This is a genomic window from Methylobacterium sp. C33D (assembly GCF_053345825.1).
The window spans coordinates 30,109-46,597 of the sequence record NZ_JBKFAV010000013.1 but is presented as its reverse complement, the minus strand read 5'-3'; the positions used below and the strand labels follow the sequence as shown (position 1 = coordinate 46,597).

Here is a 16,489-nt window from a genome sequence, read left to right as displayed (position 1 = left end):
GGAACGGCAGGTCAGCGGCCCCGGCGCGTCCGGGCCGACGCCGTTCGCCGGGGCGCCGCCGAGCCCGGCTGGTCCGGGTCAGGTCTCGCCGGCCACGAACGCGCGCATCAGGTAGTGGGCGATCGCCATGGGCGGCGGGGCCAGGATCCCGTCCGCATGCGTGCCCGCCAGCATGGCGGCGACGTCGGCCCGGCTGAACCAGCGAGCGTCCTCCAGCTCGCTGGGATCGGTGACGATGGCCGCGTCGAGCGCCTCGGCGGCGCAGCCCATCATCAGCGACGACGGGAACGGCCAGGGCTGCGAGGTCCGGTACGTGACGGCGCCCACCCGGATCCGCGTCTCCTCGAACACCTCGCGTCGGACCGCGTCCTCGATCGTCTCGCCGGGCTCCAGGAACCCCGCGAGGCAGGAATACATGTGGGGCCGGAAATGCGGACCGCGGCCGAGCAGGCAGGTGTCGCCCCGGCGCACCAGCATGATCACCACGGGGTCGACCCGGGGGAAGTGGTGGGCGCTGCAGCTCGGGCATTCGCGCCGGAAGCCGCCGGCCTTGGCCACGGTGGCGGTCCCGCAATTCGCGCAGAAGCCGTGGCGGGCGTGCCAGTCGAGCATCGACTTGGCCACGGCGAGCAGGCCGAGCTCCTCGGCCTCCACGGCGGAGTCGGTGGCGATCGACCGGAGATCGAGGGTGCGGGTCGGCCCCCCGGCGAAGCGCTCCGCGGCCTCGGCCGGCGCGGCGGCGGCGAAGACGGGCCGCCCGTCCCGATGCCCGAGGAAGACGCGCGTCCCGCCCGCGAGGCCCGCCGCCTCCGCGACGGCGATCAGCGCGGTCTCCCCGCGCAGCACGATCCGGTCGCCGCAGATCAGCACGAGGCGGGCCTCGGGCGTGTCGAAGGGGGGCACCGCCTCATCGGGCTGCTCGGCCGAGTGGCGGTCGAGGCGGTTGCGGACGAAGCCGAGGGTGTCGCGGGGATCGGTCATGCCAGGGTTCAGGCCGCGGAGAAGAGGGCACCGGCGCGCTCGAGGAGCTGGGCGCGGGCGTGGAGCGGGTAGGGCTTGCGCGTCTCGAACCCCCAGACCGGCCCCGGCCAGGCGGGATCGGACCGGAACCGGCCGACGACGTGGACGTGGAGCTGCGCGACCACGTTGCCGAGGGCGCCGATGTTCACCTTGTCGGGCTTGGACAGGGCCTGCATCACCCCCGTGGCGAGGCGGACCTCCTGCCAGAGCGCGGCGGCATCGGCCTCGGAGAGATCAGTGATCTCGGCGACGTCGGCGCGGCGCGGCACCAGGATCAGCCACGGGAACCGGGCATCGTCCATGAGCAGCACGCGGCACAGGGCGAGGTCGCCGACTTCGGCGGTGTCGGCCGAGAGGCGCGGATCGAGGGTGAAGGTGGACTCGGTCATCGCCGACCGGTGTAGCGCAGCTTCCGGGTCCGCGCGCGGGTTTGCTGCGCCTTCGGTGACGCAGCGTCCCGGTCGGTCGGGTCAGAGCCCCGGCACGACCCCCTGGCGGCCGACTGCGACCGTCCCCGCCACCAGCCTGCCGTCGTCGCCGGAGCGCGCGAAGATCGTCACGGCCGCGCCCGGCTGGAGCATCGCCTTCTCGCCCGGCGAGAACTGCGTCACCGGCGTGCCGTCGGGGATGGCGAAGGAGGATTGGCCACCGCTGTAGGCGACGGTCACGCGCGTGGGCGCGCCCCGCTGCAGGTCGGCGACCCACCCGGCGGTGAGGCGCGCGCCCTGCCCGGTGTCCCAGGGCTGGCTGCCCGCCTCGAACCCGCGCTCGGAGGGCGAGTACAGGGTCACGGCGCTCACCTGGCGCGGGTCGGACTCGGTTGCCAAGAGGATGCTGACGTAGCTCTCCGGCTTGATCGCCCGGAGGCTGGCGCCGTTGACCGCGTAGATGCGAGTCCGGGGGCCCAGCTGCACCGCCAGGGTGCTGCCGCTGGCGCGTCGGATCTCCAGGCGCTCCGAGTCGGCCCTGACGATGGTGCCGCGGAACCGGACGGTCGTCGGCTCCGCGCGGGCGGCGGGGATGGCCGCGATCGCCAGGAGACCGGCGAGGAAGAGGCGTCTCACGGGGCTCGTCACGGGGCTCCTTTCCCGGGCTTGTGCCGAGGACACATGCCGTGAGGGCGTGTCACGGGGGGCGTGCCGTACGGGTGCGGGACCCGAACGCCGGGACCCGGCCAAGGTTCCCGGCCCCATATTGACGCGAACGGCTGCCCCGCCTCCCGTCATCCGGGCGGGCGCGACCCCCAGCTCAATGCGCCATCAGGACCGGCATGTCGGCATGGGCGAGGACATGGCTGGTGACACCGCCGAAGATCATCTGGCGCAGGCGACTCTGGGTGTAGGCGCCCTTGATCAGCAGGTCGCAGCCGAAGGCCTTCGCCTCCGCCAGGAAGGTCTCGCCGGGGACCCGCCGGCCGGCCGGCAGGGCCCGGTGCGACGCGTCCACGCCCTCGCAGGCCAGCGCCTGGGCGAGATCCTGCGCGGTCGGACCCGGTACCATGCCGCCCTCGACGCTGAGCACGAGCACCCGCTCGGCCCGCCGCAGGAACGGCATCGCGAAGGCCACCGCCCGGGCGGTCTCGGTCGAGCCGTTCCAGGCGATGATGACCGCCTCGCCGAGGCTGGCCGGTGCCGTGGGCGGCGCCAGCAGGATCGGCCGGCCGCTCTCGAACAGGGCCGTCTCGAACGTGGTCATGCGCGGGGCGTTGTCGGTGGTCCCCGGGCGCCCGACGACCGTGGCCGAGAACAGCCGCGCGTACTGCCCGAGGAACGCGTCGCCGGTGGGAACGTCCTGCCGCCAGCGGTAGCGCGGTCCGGCATCCGGTACGCGGTCCGGAATGCAGAGCCCGTCGCGGGCGTGCCGCGGAATGCCGGCGCCGTCCATGAAGGCGATGAACCGACCGCCCGCCTCCTCGGCCTCGGCCCGGTCGGCCTCCTCGTCGCGCAGCCACGTCATGCCGCCGACCATGTCGACCGGCACGTACTCGGCCAGCGCCGGGCGCAGGGACACGCCCTCGATCAGACTGCCGAAGCGCGTCGCCGCCAGCCGGGTCGTCTCGAAGACAGAGGGCAGGGCGTCGTGCATCGCGACGGGTACGAGCAGGGTCTTCATGCTGGCCTCCTCCTCGGGCACGCGAGGCTAATCCGCCCGGCCGCCCGGTGGAACCGGGGCCGGCACGGCGCGCACACGGTTTTGCGGCGCGCCCGGATCGAGCCGCCGCCGCAGCGCCCGGGTCAGGGGCCGCTCGACGAGGCGGTGGATCACGAGCGCGGCCGCGACGCTGCCGGCGAGCATCAGTGCCATGCTGCCCCACGGATGCAGGGCGGGGGCGAGGCCGAGCCGGAGCAGCACCTCGCGCACGAGGCGCAGCGCGAACGGGTGTACGAGGTAGAGCGCGTAGGACGCGTCGCCGAACTCGACGAGCCCGCGCAAGGGGAACGGCAGCCGCGCGACCGCGGCCGCGTCGCGGGGCCTTCCGAGGGCGGCGGCCACCAGCAGGAGGGCCGGCCCGCCGACGAGGAGCGGCCGCAGGAACCCGTCGGCCTCGCCGAGGCCCGCGAGCGCCCGGGCGGCCACGACCAGCCCGAGCGCGCCCAGCGCCGCGAGCCCGACCCGCAGGGGGAGGGCCGGCCGGAACCCCGCGCCCCAGGCGAGGGCGAGACCGGCGCCGGCGGCGAACTCGAGCACGATCGGATCCGACCAGAAGCGGAGCGGTACCGGCAGGTTCGGCACAAGGGCACCGACCGCCACGAGGCCGGCCAGGCTCCCGCACAGCCACGCGACCGCACCGCGCAGGCCGAAGCCCAGACCCGCGGCGAAGAGTACGTAGAAGGCCGCCTCGTAGTTCAGGGTCCAGCCGAGGCCGTAGAGCGGCTGGACCGTGCCGTCCGGGCGGGCCGCCGGCCAGAACAGGAAACTCGCCACGAGGGCGAGCGGGTCACGCACCAGCGCGGCCGCATCCCCGAGGAGGTCCGGCCGCGCCAGCGCCAGGACGAGGTAGAGCAGGCTCACCAGCCAGTAGAGCGGCACCACCCGGGCGACCCGGTGGGCGAGGAATCGGACGCGCCCGCCCGGTCGGCCGGCGAGCCGGCCGCCGGCGTGGACGATGACGAAGCCGGAGATCACGAAGAACAGATCGACCCCGCCCCACCAGGGCAGCAGCGTCGCGGGGTCGAGCGCCGGGCCGGCGCCGCGGTCGGCGAGAAGCGCCACCTCGTGCCGGGCGTGGTGCCACGCCACCATGAGGGCGGCGGCGGCGCGCAGGATCTGGACGGCGACGACGATCACGGGCTGCCCGCGCGCGTCGCGCCGCGCGCTCCGCCCGAAGGCGAGGCCGGAAGGACCCGCCCATCGAGGTCGCCCTCCCGGGGGAGCGCGATCGACACCCGGCAGTATCCCCCGAACGGGCGCGCGCGCGGGATCAGATCCGGCCGGGAACCGTCCCCTCCGAGGCGAAAACGGCAGGAACCATAAGCCGATAACCTCGTTGACCGACCAATTCGCGACCGCGTCGGCTCGGCGCCTTCCAGGACGTCGTCTGCCAAGACGCCCGTGCCGCGCATGCGGCGTCCCTCCGCGGTTCGCGTGCCCATTTCGAACAGAGGTCCCGATGCTGAAGAACTACGCTGCCGCGTCCGCGCTCGTCCTGGCGCTGTCGACCCCGGCCATGGCTCAGAGCGCCAACGACTTCCGCATGCAGTCGATGCAGGCGAACGCCTTCGAAATCCAGTCCTCGCAGATCGCCCTGTCGAAGTCGCGCAACCCGCGCATCCGCTCCTACGCCCAGGAAGTGCTCCGTGACCACCGCGCCGCCAACGTGGCCCTGGCCGGCGGCCAGATGAACGGCGTCGCCGGCGATCCCGGCCTCGGCGGCCTGGTGACCGCCCCGATCGCGGTGGCGGGCAGCGCCGTGGGCGCCGGCGTCGGCGCGGCGACCGGCGTGGTCGGCGGAACCCTGGCGGGCGGGCCGGTCGGCGGCCTCGAGGGCGCGGGCGCCGGCGCGGCGCGCGGTGCCGCCGCAGGCGGACAGATCGGTCGCGGCGACGTGGGAGCCACCGGTGCCTCGACGATCGTCCCGCCAAACCCTGAGCAGCAGGCGATGCTGGCCCAGCTGTCGTCCGCCCCGGCCGGCGCGCGCTTCGACCGTCTGTACGCCTCGCAGCAGATCCAGGCCCATCAGATGACCATCGCGATGACCCAGGCCTACGCCCAGGGCGGCCCGAACCCGGCACTGCGCAACTACGCCCAGCAGGCCCTGCCGGCTCTCCAGATGCACCTGCAGCAGGCGGAGCGCCTCCCGGGCGCGATGTAAGGCGGCATCGTCATCGGCGGCCCGGCCTCGGCCGGGCCGATCCAGAGGCGGCGGGCGCGAGCCCGCCGCCTCTCTCGCGTGGACGGCTCTGTCGGCCTCGGGTGACCGTGAGGCGTCCGCGCAGATCGCGCGCCGGGGCGGACCGTTTCGAGGCGCGCCGTCCCGTCCGGATCCGGGACCGGACACGGCGGCGCCAGACCTCACGGCCGGCGCCGCGCGCTCACTCGCAGGCGATGGCGGCGACGGAGCGGACCGCCTGGCCGGCGGTGTCGATCGGCGGCTTGAACTCGCCGGATTGCGGATCGCGCACCAGCAGGGAGCCGCTGGCCACGCCGAAATGGGCGCCGTGGATCTCGAGGCGGCCGTCGTCGACCCGCTCCTTCACGAACGGGAAGGTCAGCAGGTTCTCCATGCTCTGCACGACCACGGCGTGTTCCAGCTTGGTCAGGTAGTTCGGCGCTCCGGGATCGCCGGCCTTGTCCTCGGCCTGGCCCACGAGCGAGACCCACTTGCCGATGAAGTCACCCGGCGAGAGCGGCTTGGCCTTGTTGGCCCAGGCCTTGATGCCGCCGCAGGTGGCGTGCCCGAGCACGACGATGTGCTTCACCTCCAGCGCCTGGACGGCGAATTCCAGGGCCGCGGACGTGCCGTGATACTGGCCGTCCGGCTGGTAGACCGGCACGAGGTTGGCGACGTTGCGGATCGTGAACAGCTCGCCCGGGCCGGCGTTGAAGATCGCGCTGGGGGAGACCCGGCTGTCGCAGCAGCTGATGACCAGGATCTCCGGATTCTGCGTGGAGGCGAGCTGCGCGAAGCGCCGACGCTCGGTCGGGAAGCGATCGAGGAGGAAGGACCGGTAGCCTTCGGTCAGGTAGACGGGGAACATAAAGTCGTCTCCAGTTAGACAAATCCGCGACAGCGGGAGTGAAATCCAAGTCCTCGCCAAGCAAGAACGCGCGGCTGGGCCGGAATAGTCCCGCGCGCGAGGTCCGACGCCAGATCCGCGAGGCCGGCCGGCTCGACGTGCTCGCCGCTGGCGCGCAGCTCGTCGAGCGGCCACCAGCGCGTCCCGATCAGCGGGTTGTCCTCGGTCTCGGCGAGGCGGCTCGTGTCGACGCGGTCGTCCGGAAGGCGAACGAGGAAGTAGCGCTCCCGGGCGTCCCGCGCCTGCCGGAACAGGTGGAACGGGCCGTCGCAGGCCGCGACCTGCGGGCCGATCGCGGCGTCGCCCCGGCCGATCTCCTCCTCCAGCTCCCGGCGGCAGGCGGTGACGTGGTCCTCGCCGGGCTCCAGGCCGCCACCGGGCATGAACCAGAACCGGAGCGGCGCCCCGTCGGGCCCCGTCGCGTGGACCGACGTGTAGGCGATGAGCAGGATCCGGTCCCGCGGATCGAGGACGATCGCGCGGGCGATGTGACGGACGGGCAGGGGGTTCGCGGCGCTCATGGAACCAGAGCTAGAGCGCGCGCCGGGGACGGACACCGGCCGCGCGCGCGCCAGCGTGCAAAACAGCACGTTGGGGCCGACGGCGCGCCCGGCAGTCGCGCGGGCGACGGCTCAGCACAGCGGGCGCGGCGCCGGTGCCCAGATCACGACGGGGAGCCCGACGGCGTCGCGCCCGGGCGGATCCGGCAGCGGCTCGGCCCGTCCGAGGCTCAGGTCGCGGGCCACCACCAGGGCCGCCAGGGCGTCGAGATGGTCGTCCTCCGGAACGCCCTTCACCCGGGACCCGATCAGCGCGGCGGGGAGGCCGGCGGCGGCGAGGAGCGCCCGCCGGAGATCCAGCCCCTCCCGGGCGCGCTTGCCCTTCTTGGGCAGGCCGAGCGGCCGGCCGCCGTTGAGGGCGTGGAAGGCCACCTCGGGATGCACCTCGTGGAGCCGCGCGCGCGCCTCCGGGCGCTCCCGCAGGAGCGTGTCGACGGCACGGACGTAGCGGAAGATGTTGTAGCCCTGGATCGAGGGCGCGAAGGGCGGATCGCTCGCCGCCCGCGAGGCGGCCTTCGCGGCGGCGTAGTCGGAGGCGTAGACCGCGCCCCGCGGCGGCATCGGGAACACCGACGCCCGCGCCGGCCCGAGCCGGGCGCGGGCGGCCCGGTCGGCGGCGCGGCCGCCGCCGGTGATCCGGTCGGGCAGCCCGATCGGCACGTCGATCCCGACGATGCCGGGCCGCTCCGGCGCGTCGAGCACAGCGGCGACGTCCGGGAACAGCGCGCAGCGGTACCGGTCGGGATCGTCGAGGTCGAGGAGCGCGCCCGCCCAGGCGCCGCGGCAGCCGTCGAGTCCCGCGATCCAGCGCGCCATGCCGTTCCTCCGCCGCTGTCCGCGCCGCCACCGTTACGGCCGGCGTTCTTGCCGGGATGCGCGCGGAAAGCTATCGGCGTCGCCGAGGCCGACGCCGGCTTGGGAGAAGCGTGATGAGCGAGATCCGTCCCCGTCGCAGCGTGCTGGCGATGCCGGGCTCCAACGCCCGGGCGCTGGAGAAGGCGCGGTCGCTGCCCGCCGACGTGATCCTGATCGACCTCGAGGACGGCACCGCCCCAGCCGCGAAGGCGGCGGCGCGCGCGCAGGTGGCCGCGGCGGTCGCCGCGCGGGGCTTCGGCCCGCGCGAGGTCGTGGTCCGCGTCAACCCGCCGGAGACCGAGGACGGCGAGGCCGACCTGGTGGCGCTCGCGCCGGCCGCCCCGGACGCGATCCTGGTGCCGAAGGTCCGGACCTCCGACACGCTGATCGCCGTGGGCTCCCGCCTGCGCCGGCTCGGCGCGCCGCTCGCCACACGGGTCTGGGCGATGATCGAGACACCGATGGCGGTGGTGAACGCCGCCGAGATCGCCGGTGCCGCGCGGGACGTGGACGGGCGGCTCGCCGCCCTGGTGATCGGCCCGAACGACCTCCTGAAGGCGTCGCGGATCCGGCCGCCGGGCCGGGCCGCCCTGCTGCCCTGGCTGATGAACGTCCTGGCCGCCGCCCGGGCCTACGAGATCGAGGCGATCGACGGCGTGTTCACCGACATCGAGGATGCGGCCGGGTTCGAGGCCGAGTGCGCGCAGGGCCGCGACCTCGGCTTCGACGGCAAGATGCTGATCCACCCGAGCCAGATCGGCCCGGCCAACGCCGCCTTCGGGCCGGATGCCGAGGAGATCGCGCAGGCCCGCCGGCTGATGGACGTCTTCGACGGGCCGGAGAACCGCGAGCGCGGGGTCATCGCGGTCGACGGCAAGATGGTCGAGCGCCTCCACGTCGAGGCCGCCCGGCGGACGCTCGCCATGGCCGAGGCGATCGCGCGGATGACCGCGTGAGCGATCTGGCGGAGGTCGGGCTGCGGCTGCTCGACCCGCGCCTGCCGGGCTGGGGCTTCCCGCGCTGGGGCTCGTCGGCCGCGGCCGGCCTCGACCTGCACGCCTGCCTCGACGCCCCCCTGGAGCTGCAGCCTCAAGGGAAGGCGGTCCTGATCCCGGCGGGGTTCAGCGTGCTGATCCGCGATCCCGCGTGGTGCGGGCTGATCTTCCCGCGCTCGGGCCGCGGCCACCGGGACGGTTTGGTGCTCGGCAACGGCACCGGCGTGATCGACGCGGATTACGAGGGCCCGCTGCTGGTCTCCGCCTGGAATCGCGACGCATCCGAGCCCGTGCGGATCGAGCCGGGCGAGCGGATCGCGCAGCTCGTCTTCACGCGGATCGCGCGGCCGGCGCTGACCGTGCTGGAGGGAGTGCCCGGCCCCGGCTCGGAGCGGGGCGTGGGCGGGTTCGGGTCGAGCGGGCGCTAGCGCGCCCTCCGTCATCACGGGCGGAGCGAAGTGACCCAGGGCTGCGCGACGTTGTCGGGCGTGGCGCTGCCTGGATTGCTTCGCTCCGCTCGCAAAGACGGTGGGGCCGACGCGAGCACCGGGAATCGGGTCACGCCAAAGACTTGAAGCCGCCCCTCAGTCCAGCGTCTTGCCGAGCCGCCCGGCCAGGTCCTGGATGAACTGGAACGCGGTCCGGCCCGAGCGCGAGCCGCGGGTGGTGGCCCATTCCAGGGACTCGGCGCGCAGCTGCTCCGGCGCCACGGCGAGGCCGTAGCGGTCGGCGTAGGCGCGGATCATCGCCAAGTACTCGTCCTGGCTGCACTTGTGGAAGCCGAGCCAGAGGCCGAACCGGTCCGAAAGCGAGACCTTCTCCTCCACCGCCTCGCCGGGGTTGATCGCGGTCGAGCGCTCGTTCTCCACCATGTCGCGGGCGAGCAGGTGGCGGCGGTTCGAGGTGGCGTAGAACAGCACGTTCCCCGGACGCCCCTCGATGCCGCCGTCGAGGGCCGTCTTGAGCGACTTGTACGAGGTGTCGTCGGCATCGAAGGAGAGGTCGTCGCAGTAGACCAGCCAGCGGTGCGGGTCCGGCCGCAGCAGGGCCATCAGGTCCGGGAGCGCCTCGATGTCCTCGCGGTGGATCTCGACGAGCTTCATCGGCAGGCTGCCGGAAGGCCGGCGGGCGTTGATCTCGGCGTGGGCCGCCTTGACCAGCGAGGACTTGCCCATGCCGCGGGCGCCCCACAGCAGGGCGTTGTTGGCCGGCAGGCCGCGGGCGAAGCGCTCGGTGTTCTCCACCAGGGTGTCGCGCGCCCGGTCGATGCCGGTGAGCAGGCCCATCTCCACCCGGGCGACCTGCGGCACCGGGGTCAGCCGGCGCTCGGGCCCCCACAGGAACGCGTCGGCGGCGCTCGGGTCGAAGGCCGGCGGGACGGCGGGCGCGGCCCGCTCCAGCGCGGTGGCGATGCGCTCCAGGAGCGGCATCAGGGTGTCGAGGGTCGCGGGGCTCGTCATCGGATCGGGGGGTTCGCGTGCGGGTCGGTCGGGCGGCCGGTTCTACGGGGAAGAACCGGGGAAAGCATCTGGATCCGGACGCATGGCGCGGTCCTCCCGAACACGAACGGGGATCGGACGTTGGTATACCCGGCAGGTCGCGCCGACAGGTTTGCCGGGGAGCATCGATGGAAGCGGAACCGACGATCCGGATCACCCAGGTCGCGGATTACGTCTTCACGGTCGATTTCAGCGCGGCCCTGCCGACCCTGTGCACCGACGAGGCGCCCCCGATCGGCGGCGGGACCGGGCCGTTCCCCGAGCAACTGCTGATCTCCGGGGTCGCGAACTGCCTCTGCGCCAGCCTCGTCTTCGCCCTGGGCAAGTTCCGCCAGGACGCGCGCGGCGTCGCGGCCGAGGCGTCGTGCCGGTTGGAGCGCAACGCCGAGGGACGGCTGCGCGTCACCGGGATCGGCGTCCACATCCAGCTCGGGGCTGCCGCCGCCGACATGCCGCGGATCGACCGGGTGCTGGAGCAGTTCGAGCGGTTCTGCACCGTCTCGGAGAGCGTCAAAGCCGGGATCCCGGTCGCCATCTCGGTGGCCGACCGCCACGGCACGCGCCTGAAATGACGCGCGTCGGGGAAAGATCGGCCGGCCAGCGCATTGCCGCAGCACCGAGCGGCCGCCAGGGCCGGACTGAGGAAATGCCATGACGGACCAGACGCGAGAGCCCGCCCGCGCCCCCGAGGCGCTCGCCGACCTGTTCAACCGCCGCGCCAATGCCGGCGACGTCGAGGGCCTCGTCGCCCTCTACGAGCCCGACGCGGTGCTGGCGGCGGGCCGCGTCGTCGCCACGGGCCACGCCGAGATCCGGACCTTCTACGCCGACCTGCTGGCGCGCAAATCCGACTTCCCGGCGCCGGAGACGCCGCCGCCGCTGCGCAACGGCGGGCTCGCCATGACCTTCGCGCGGCTGCCCAACGGCGCGTTCTCGGTGGAGGTCGCCCGCGAGCAACCGGACGGGACGTGGCTCTGGGCGATCGACCAGCTCAAGCTCGCGCCGCCGAAGGGCTGACGGCCGGCTCGGGCGCGCCCGCGCGCTTGTCCCACCGGACGCGATGCGGCAAAGCGGGGCCCGCGCGCTCGACGCCGCGCAGAAGACCCGAGCCGACTCGATGCACGACATCCGCGCCATCCGGGAGAACCCGGACGCCTTCGACCGCGACCTCGCCCGCCGGGGCCTCGCGCCGCTCTCGGCCGAGCTGATCGCCCTCGACGAGGCGCGGAAATCGTCCGTCTCGGCCGCGCAGGCCAATCAGGAGCGGCGCAACGCGCTGGCCAAGGAGATCGGCGGCGCCAAGAAGGCGAAGGACGAGGACCGCGCCGCCGCCCTGATGGCCGAGGTCGCGGCCCTGAAGGGCGCCGAGCCGGAGCTGAGGGCGGCGCAGGAGGCGGCCGACAAGACCCTGGCAGACCGCCTCGCCGCGATCCCGAACCGGCCGAAGCCCGACGTCCCCGAGGGCGCGGACGAGCACGGCAACGTGCTCTATCGCAGCCACGCCGCGACCCGCGAGCGGCTGACCGAGGGCAGGGAGCATTTCGAGCTCGGCGAGGCCTCGGGCCTGATGGATTTCGAGGCGGCGGCCAAGCTGTCCGGCTCGCGCTTCGTGGTGCTGAAGGGGCAGCTCGCGCGGCTGGAGCGGGCGCTCGGTCAGTTCATGCTCGACCTGCACACGCAGGAGCACGGCTACCTGGAGGTGGCGCCGCCGGTTCTGGTACGCGACGCCGCCATGTTCGGCACCGCGCAGCTGCCGAAGTTCGAGGACGACCAGTTCTCGGTCTTCAAGGGACTCGATTACGTCAGGTCGCTGCAGGGGCAGGCCGGCGCGGATTCCGCGCCGGTCAGCGACGAGCATTTCTGGCTCGTGCCCACCGCAGAGGTGCCGCTGACGAACCTCGTCCGCGAGGCGATCCTCCGCGAGGAGGAGCTGCCCCTGCGCTTCACCGCGCTGACGCCCTGCTTCCGCGCCGAGGCCGGGGCGGCGGGGCGCGACACCCGCGGCATGCTGCGCCAGCACCAGTTCAGCAAGGTCGAGCTGGTCTCGATCACGACGCCGGAGGAATCCGCCAACGAGCACGAGCGGATGCTGACCAGCGCCGAGGCGGTGCTGAAGAAGCTCGATCTGCCCTACCGGGTGATGACGCTCTGCACCGGCGACATGGGCTTCGCCAGCCAGAAGACCTACGACATCGAGGTCTGGGTGCCCGGCCAGCGCACCCACCGCGAGATCTCGTCCTGCTCGGTCTGCGGCGACTTCCAGGCGCGGCGGATGAACGCCCGCTACCGGGGCAAGGACGGCAAGCCGGCCTATGTCCACACGCTCAACGGCTCGGGCGTTGCGGTCGGCCGCGCGCTCATCGCCGTGATGGAGAACTACCAGAACCCGGACGGGAGCATCACGGTCCCGTCGGTGCTCCACCCCTACATGGGCGGGCTCAACCGGATCGAGGGCACCCGCTGATGCGCATCCTGGTCACCAACGACGACGGCATCCACGCGCCGGGGCTCAGCACCCTGGAGGAGATCGCCCGGGACCTCTCGGACGACGTCTGGGTCGTGGCGCCGGAGAGCGACCAGTCCGGTGTGTCGCACTCGCTCTCGCTCAATGACCCGCTGCGGCTGCGGCAGGTCTCGGAGCAGCGCTTCGCCGTGAAGGGCACGCCGTCGGACTGCGTGATCCTGGGCGTGCGCCACATCCTGGGCGATCACGGGCCGGATCTCGTGCTGTCGGGAGTCAACCGCGGCCAGAACGTCGCCGAGGACGTGACCTATTCGGGCACGATCGCGGCCGCCATGGAGGGGACGATCTTGGGCATCCGCTCCATCGCCCTGAGCCAGGCCTACGGGGCCGGCGGGCGCGGTGCGCTCAAGTGGGACTGCGCCCGGACGCACGGCGCGAAGGTCGTCCGCAAGATTATGGAGACCGGGATCGAGCCCGGCATCCTGGTCAACGTGAACTTCCCGGACTGCGAGCCGGCCGACGTGCAGGGCATCGCGGTGGCGGCGCAGGGCTTCCGCAACCAGGCGCTGCTGTCGATCGACGCGCGGGTCGACGGGCGCGGCAACCCGTATTTCTGGCTGGCCTTCGCCAAGGCCCGGTTCGAGCCGGGCCACGGCTCGGACCTCAAGGCCATCGCCGAGAAGCGGATCTCGGTGACGCCGCTGCGCCTCGACCTCACCGACGAGCCGACGCTGACGCGCTTCGCGCAGGCCTTCGCCGAGTGATCGAAAGGACGTCGATCGATCTGGGCAGCCTGGAGGAGGCTGCCGGCAACGCGGCCTTCGTGATGGCGCTCCGGGGCCGCGGGCTGCGGGACACCGCGGTGCTGCGGGCCATGGAGCAGGTCCCGCGGGACACCTTCGCGCCGCCGCCGCATCGGGAGCACGCGCGGCGCGACATCGCGCTGCCGCTGTCCTGCGGCGCCTCGATGACGGCGCCGTCCACGGTGGCGCTGATGCTGGCGCAGCTGCGGCTCGAGCCCGGCCAGCGCGTCCTGGAGATCGGCACGGGCTCGGGCTACGTGACCGCGCTGCTCGCCCAGCTGGGCGCCGGGGCGGTGCTCAGCCTGGAGCGCTACATCTCGCTGGCCGGGGCGGCGACGCGGCGGCTCGCTGCCCTGTCCGAGGTGCATGTCGTCCGGGCCGACGGGCTGGCCCCCGACCTGCCGGACGGCGGCTTCGACCGGATCCTCGTCAACGGCAGCGTCCCGGCGATCCCGCCGCACTGGCGCGCGGCCCTCGAGCCGGGCGGACGGCTGGTGACGGGCCTCAGAGGCGAGAGCGGCTGCCGGGTGGCGGTGCTGGCGACGCCGGAGGCCGAGCCGGAGCTCGGCGCGCCGGCCCGGCTGGCGGCCCTGGTGCCGGGACTGGCGCAGGTGCTCTGACAGCGCTCCATCAGCGCGCGCGCAGCGACGCGACATAAGGCTGCGCAACGTGTCCGCGCGCGTGGCGCCGCTCGCGAAGAGGTCGAAGCGGCGGCTATCCCACCCGCCGCGCCGCCCACCACAGGCGCCACAGCCGGCGCCAGCGCGGCAACTCGACGGGCGTGTTGAGCGGGTCGTAGGAGGCCCGCTCCATGGCGGCGAGGTAGGGCTCGACCAGGGCCGTGGGCAGGAAGGCGGCGCCCGCCGAGGGCGCGATGGTCGGGCGCGCAGCCTCGAAGGCCTTGAGGTGCTGCCGGGCGAGATCGCGCAGATCGGCGCAGGCCCGGCGCAGGCCCGGACCGCCGCGGCCCGTCACGATGTCCTCGCGGGTGACGCCGTAGCGGCCCAGGATATCGGCCGGCAGGTAGACCTGCCCCGCGCGGGCGTGCCACGGCAGCGCCCGCAGGAGCCCGGTGATCCCGTAGGCGACCCCGGCATGGCCGGCCGCGCCCGCGCCGCCCGGCTCGGTGCCGGTGCCGATCACGAGGCTCGCCAGCCGGAACAGCGCCGAGGCGGTCTCGCCGCAATAGCCCTCCAGGTCGTTCACCCGGGGCATCGGGTCCTCGTAGAGATCGAAGACGCGGGCATCGATCAGGTCGACGAAGGGCTGACGGCCGAGGCGGTTCGCCCGGATCGCCTCCTCCAGGGCCGCCGCCACCGGATTGGCGCGCACGTCGCCGCGCGCCTCGCCCTGCAGGGCGTCGCGCCACCATTGGAGGCGGATCTCGCCGGCCATCGGGTTCGAGACGGCCTCGCGCACCCGCGCGATGGTCAACGAGAAGGCGTAGAGGGCGAAGAGGTGCGGGCGGGCGGCGGCCGGGGCGAACAGGGTCGCGTAGTAGCGGTCCGGGTCGCCGGCGCGCGCGAGGCCCTCGCAGTGGGACTGCGCGAAGGCGAGCCCGGTCTCGGCGGTCTGGCCGTCGACCTCCGGCATCAGGCCACCGCGATCAGCGCGGCGGCGACCTTGCGGTTCTCGGCCACCAGGATGTTGTAGGTCCGGGCCGCGGCGCCGGTCTGCATCACGTCGAGGCCGACGCCGAAATCCTTCAGCCAGCCCCGGAGCGCGGGGTCGATCGCCGCGATGTCGAGGCCGGTCCCGACGAGCAGCAGCTCGATGCCGCCGGCCTCGGCCTGGACCGGGCGCAGGGCCGTGCGGTCGATGGCCCGCGGCTCCGTCACGTCCCAGGCGCGGACCCCGGAGGGCAGCAGCAGGATCGAGCCGCGATGGGACATCCCGGCGAAGCGGAAGCCGCCGTTGCCGTAGGTGTCGATGATGTGGCGCCCCGGCACGAAACCGGACTCGAAGCTCTTCGGACTTGGCTGATCGGCCATCTCGGGAAAGGGACTACTCCGCCGGTTGCGGGACGCCGGACCGCTCCGACGCCGCGCGGGCGCCCGAGAGCATCAGGCCCAGATAGATCAACACCGGCGTCGAGATGAAGATCGCCGAGTAGGTGCAGATCAGGACGCCGCAGAGCATCACCACGGCGAAGCCCTTGATGGCCTCGCCCCCGAACAGCACCAGCGCCAGCAGCGACAGCGCGGACGAGATCGACGTCATCACCGTGCGCGACATGGTCGAGTTGATCGACAGGTTGAGCAGGTCGACGGTGGGGATGGTCTTGTAGCGGCGCATCAGCTCGCGGGTCCGGTCGAACACCACCACGGTCTCGTTCAGCGAGTAGCCGACGATCGTGAGGATCGCGGCGATCGAGGTCATGTTGAACTCGATCCGGCTGATGATGAACACGCCGACGGTCAGCACGATGTCGTGGAGGGTGCCCACGATGGCGCCGAGCGCCAGCTCCCGCTCGAAACGGAACCAGAGATAGAGCAGCACCGCCACGACCGACAGCACGACGCCGAGCGTGCCGGACTGAACGAGCTCGCCGGAGACGCGCGGGCCGACGGTCTCGGTCCGGCGGAAATCGTAATCCTTGTCGAAGGCGGCGTGGGCCTTGTTCATCACCGCGGTCTGGCCCTGCTCGCCGGGCTGGAGCGGCAGGCGGACCAGCACGGTGCCCTGGTTGCCGAGTTCCTGCACCTCCGGCTCGCCGAAGCCGAAGCCCGCGGCCGTGTGCCGGATCGACGCCACGTCGGCGGTGCCGGACTTCGCCTGCAGCTCGACCAGGGTGCCGCCCTTGAAGTCGATGCCGAAGTTCAGGCCGATCGTCAGGAACAGCGCCACGGTCGCGAGCGACAGCGCCGCCGAGAGCGGGAAGGTGAGGCGCCGGAATCGCATGAAGTCGAAATGCGATTCATCGGGCCAGAGGCGGAGCAGGCGCATGGTCGATACTCTATTCGCGGACAGTCGCGACGAAGACGGGCGAGGCGCGCGTCCCCTCTCCCGTGTGGGAGAGGGGGTCTTCGCGCCGCCCGCGCAAACTCCGTCGACCC

The 16,489-nt window shown here is 73.3% G+C and carries 20 protein-coding genes; 8 read left to right on the top strand and 12 right to left on the bottom strand.

What is annotated here, in order from left to right:
- Window positions 1–78: 78 nt before the first annotated feature.
- From nudC to ACLBXO_RS12345, 5 genes are all read right to left on the bottom strand, one after another.
- Window positions 79–981, bottom strand: a complete 903-nt coding sequence (gene nudC / locus ACLBXO_RS12365; protein WP_447685545.1) for an NAD(+) diphosphatase — start codon at window positions 979–981, stop codon at window positions 79–81.
- A gap of 8 nt (window positions 982–989) precedes the next feature.
- Window positions 990–1,409, bottom strand: a complete 420-nt coding sequence (locus ACLBXO_RS12360) for an HIT family protein (protein ID WP_331318422.1) — start codon at window positions 1,407–1,409, stop codon at window positions 990–992.
- 81 nt (window positions 1,410–1,490) lie between these two features.
- Window positions 1,491–2,084, bottom strand: a complete 594-nt coding sequence (locus tag ACLBXO_RS12355) for a hypothetical protein (protein ID WP_447685544.1) — start codon at window positions 2,082–2,084, stop codon at window positions 1,491–1,493.
- Window positions 2,085–2,268: 184 nt separating this feature from the next.
- A complete protein-coding gene (locus ACLBXO_RS12350; RefSeq protein WP_331318427.1) occupies window positions 2,269–3,132 on the bottom strand; it encodes a universal stress protein in 864 nt (287 codons plus the stop codon).
- Between the two features lie 27 nt (window positions 3,133–3,159).
- Window positions 3,160–4,308 (bottom strand): acyltransferase family protein, encoded by a 1,149-nt coding sequence (locus tag ACLBXO_RS12345; protein WP_447685543.1) that lies wholly within the window; start codon window positions 4,306–4,308, stop codon window positions 3,160–3,162.
- 322 nt (window positions 4,309–4,630) lie between these two features.
- Between ACLBXO_RS12345 and ACLBXO_RS12340 the strand changes: the two genes are divergently transcribed.
- On the top strand, window positions 4,631–5,332 hold the full coding sequence (locus ACLBXO_RS12340) for a DUF4142 domain-containing protein (RefSeq protein WP_447685542.1): 702 nt from the start codon (window positions 4,631–4,633) through the stop codon (window positions 5,330–5,332).
- 220 nt (window positions 5,333–5,552) lie between these two features.
- Here the strand turns inward: ACLBXO_RS12340 and ACLBXO_RS12335 are convergent, their stop codons facing one another.
- The 3 genes from ACLBXO_RS12335 to ACLBXO_RS12325 all read right to left on the bottom strand — a co-directional run bounded on the left by ACLBXO_RS12335 (window position 5,553) and on the right by ACLBXO_RS12325 (window position 7,633).
- Entirely contained in the window at window positions 5,553–6,218 is a 666-nt protein-coding gene (locus ACLBXO_RS12335) for a carbonic anhydrase (RefSeq protein WP_331318431.1), read from the bottom strand.
- Window positions 6,219–6,232: 14 nt separating this feature from the next.
- Complete coding sequence (locus ACLBXO_RS12330; protein WP_447685541.1) at window positions 6,233–6,778, bottom strand: NUDIX hydrolase; 546 nt, start codon at window positions 6,776–6,778, stop codon at window positions 6,233–6,235.
- A 111-nt stretch (window positions 6,779–6,889) separates the two neighbouring features.
- A complete protein-coding gene (locus tag ACLBXO_RS12325) occupies window positions 6,890–7,633 on the bottom strand; it encodes a DUF429 domain-containing protein (protein ID WP_447685540.1) in 744 nt (247 codons plus the stop codon).
- A 113-nt stretch (window positions 7,634–7,746) separates the two neighbouring features.
- Between ACLBXO_RS12325 and ACLBXO_RS12320 the strand changes: the two genes are divergently transcribed.
- Window positions 7,747–8,628: an HpcH/HpaI aldolase/citrate lyase family protein gene (locus ACLBXO_RS12320; RefSeq protein ID WP_447685539.1), complete on the top strand. Its 882-nt coding sequence runs from the start codon at window positions 7,747–7,749 to the stop codon at window positions 8,626–8,628.
- Window positions 8,625–9,095: a dUTP diphosphatase gene (dut, locus tag ACLBXO_RS12315; protein ID WP_447685538.1), complete on the top strand. Its 471-nt coding sequence runs from the start codon at window positions 8,625–8,627 to the stop codon at window positions 9,093–9,095. The genes ACLBXO_RS12320 and dut overlap by 4 nt, the downstream gene beginning before the upstream one ends.
- A gap of 156 nt (window positions 9,096–9,251) precedes the next feature.
- Here dut and ACLBXO_RS12310 read toward each other — a convergent pair whose 3' ends face one another.
- Entirely contained in the window at window positions 9,252–10,127 is an 876-nt protein-coding gene (locus ACLBXO_RS12310; RefSeq protein ID WP_447685537.1) for an ATP-binding protein, read from the bottom strand.
- A gap of 167 nt (window positions 10,128–10,294) precedes the next feature.
- On the opposite strand from ACLBXO_RS12310, the gene ACLBXO_RS12305 reads away from it, so the two are divergent.
- The 5 genes from ACLBXO_RS12305 to ACLBXO_RS12285 all read left to right on the top strand — a co-directional run bounded on the left by ACLBXO_RS12305 (window position 10,295) and on the right by ACLBXO_RS12285 (window position 14,053).
- Window positions 10,295–10,738 carry an OsmC family protein gene (locus ACLBXO_RS12305; protein ID WP_447685536.1) on the top strand — a complete coding sequence of 148 codons (444 nt, stop codon included), beginning with the start codon at window positions 10,295–10,297 and terminating at the stop codon, window positions 10,736–10,738.
- 79 nt (window positions 10,739–10,817) lie between these two features.
- Window positions 10,818–11,183 (top strand): YybH family protein, encoded by a 366-nt coding sequence (locus tag ACLBXO_RS12300; protein ID WP_447685535.1) that lies wholly within the window; start codon window positions 10,818–10,820, stop codon window positions 11,181–11,183.
- 100 nt (window positions 11,184–11,283) lie between these two features.
- Window positions 11,284–12,630, top strand: a complete 1,347-nt coding sequence (gene serS / locus ACLBXO_RS12295) for a serine--tRNA ligase (RefSeq protein WP_447685534.1) — start codon at window positions 11,284–11,286, stop codon at window positions 12,628–12,630.
- Window positions 12,630–13,394: a 5'/3'-nucleotidase SurE gene (gene surE, locus ACLBXO_RS12290; protein ID WP_447685533.1), complete on the top strand. Its 765-nt coding sequence runs from the start codon at window positions 12,630–12,632 to the stop codon at window positions 13,392–13,394. The genes serS and surE overlap by 1 nt, the downstream gene beginning before the upstream one ends.
- 62 nt (window positions 13,395–13,456) lie before the next feature.
- Window positions 13,457–14,053: a protein-L-isoaspartate O-methyltransferase family protein gene (locus tag ACLBXO_RS12285; protein ID WP_447685603.1), complete on the top strand. Its 597-nt coding sequence runs from the start codon at window positions 13,457–13,459 to the stop codon at window positions 14,051–14,053.
- A gap of 94 nt (window positions 14,054–14,147) precedes the next feature.
- Here ACLBXO_RS12285 and ACLBXO_RS12280 read toward each other — a convergent pair whose 3' ends face one another.
- From ACLBXO_RS12280 to secF, 3 genes are read right to left on the bottom strand one after another with little or no spacing between them, the layout of a single operon-like run.
- The gene (locus ACLBXO_RS12280; RefSeq protein WP_447685532.1) at window positions 14,148–15,026 is read right to left on the bottom strand and encodes a phytoene/squalene synthase family protein; all 879 of its coding nucleotides are present in this window, start codon (window positions 15,024–15,026) and stop codon (window positions 14,148–14,150) included.
- Window positions 15,026–15,424: an Mth938-like domain-containing protein gene (locus ACLBXO_RS12275; protein ID WP_331318449.1), complete on the bottom strand. Its 399-nt coding sequence runs from the start codon at window positions 15,422–15,424 to the stop codon at window positions 15,026–15,028. Before ACLBXO_RS12275 ends, ACLBXO_RS12280 begins: the two co-directional genes overlap by 1 nt.
- Window positions 15,425–15,437: 13 nt before the next feature.
- Window positions 15,438–16,379, bottom strand: a complete 942-nt coding sequence (gene secF, locus ACLBXO_RS12270; RefSeq protein ID WP_331318451.1) for a protein translocase subunit SecF — start codon at window positions 16,377–16,379, stop codon at window positions 15,438–15,440.
- Window positions 16,380–16,489 lie beyond the last annotated feature (110 nt).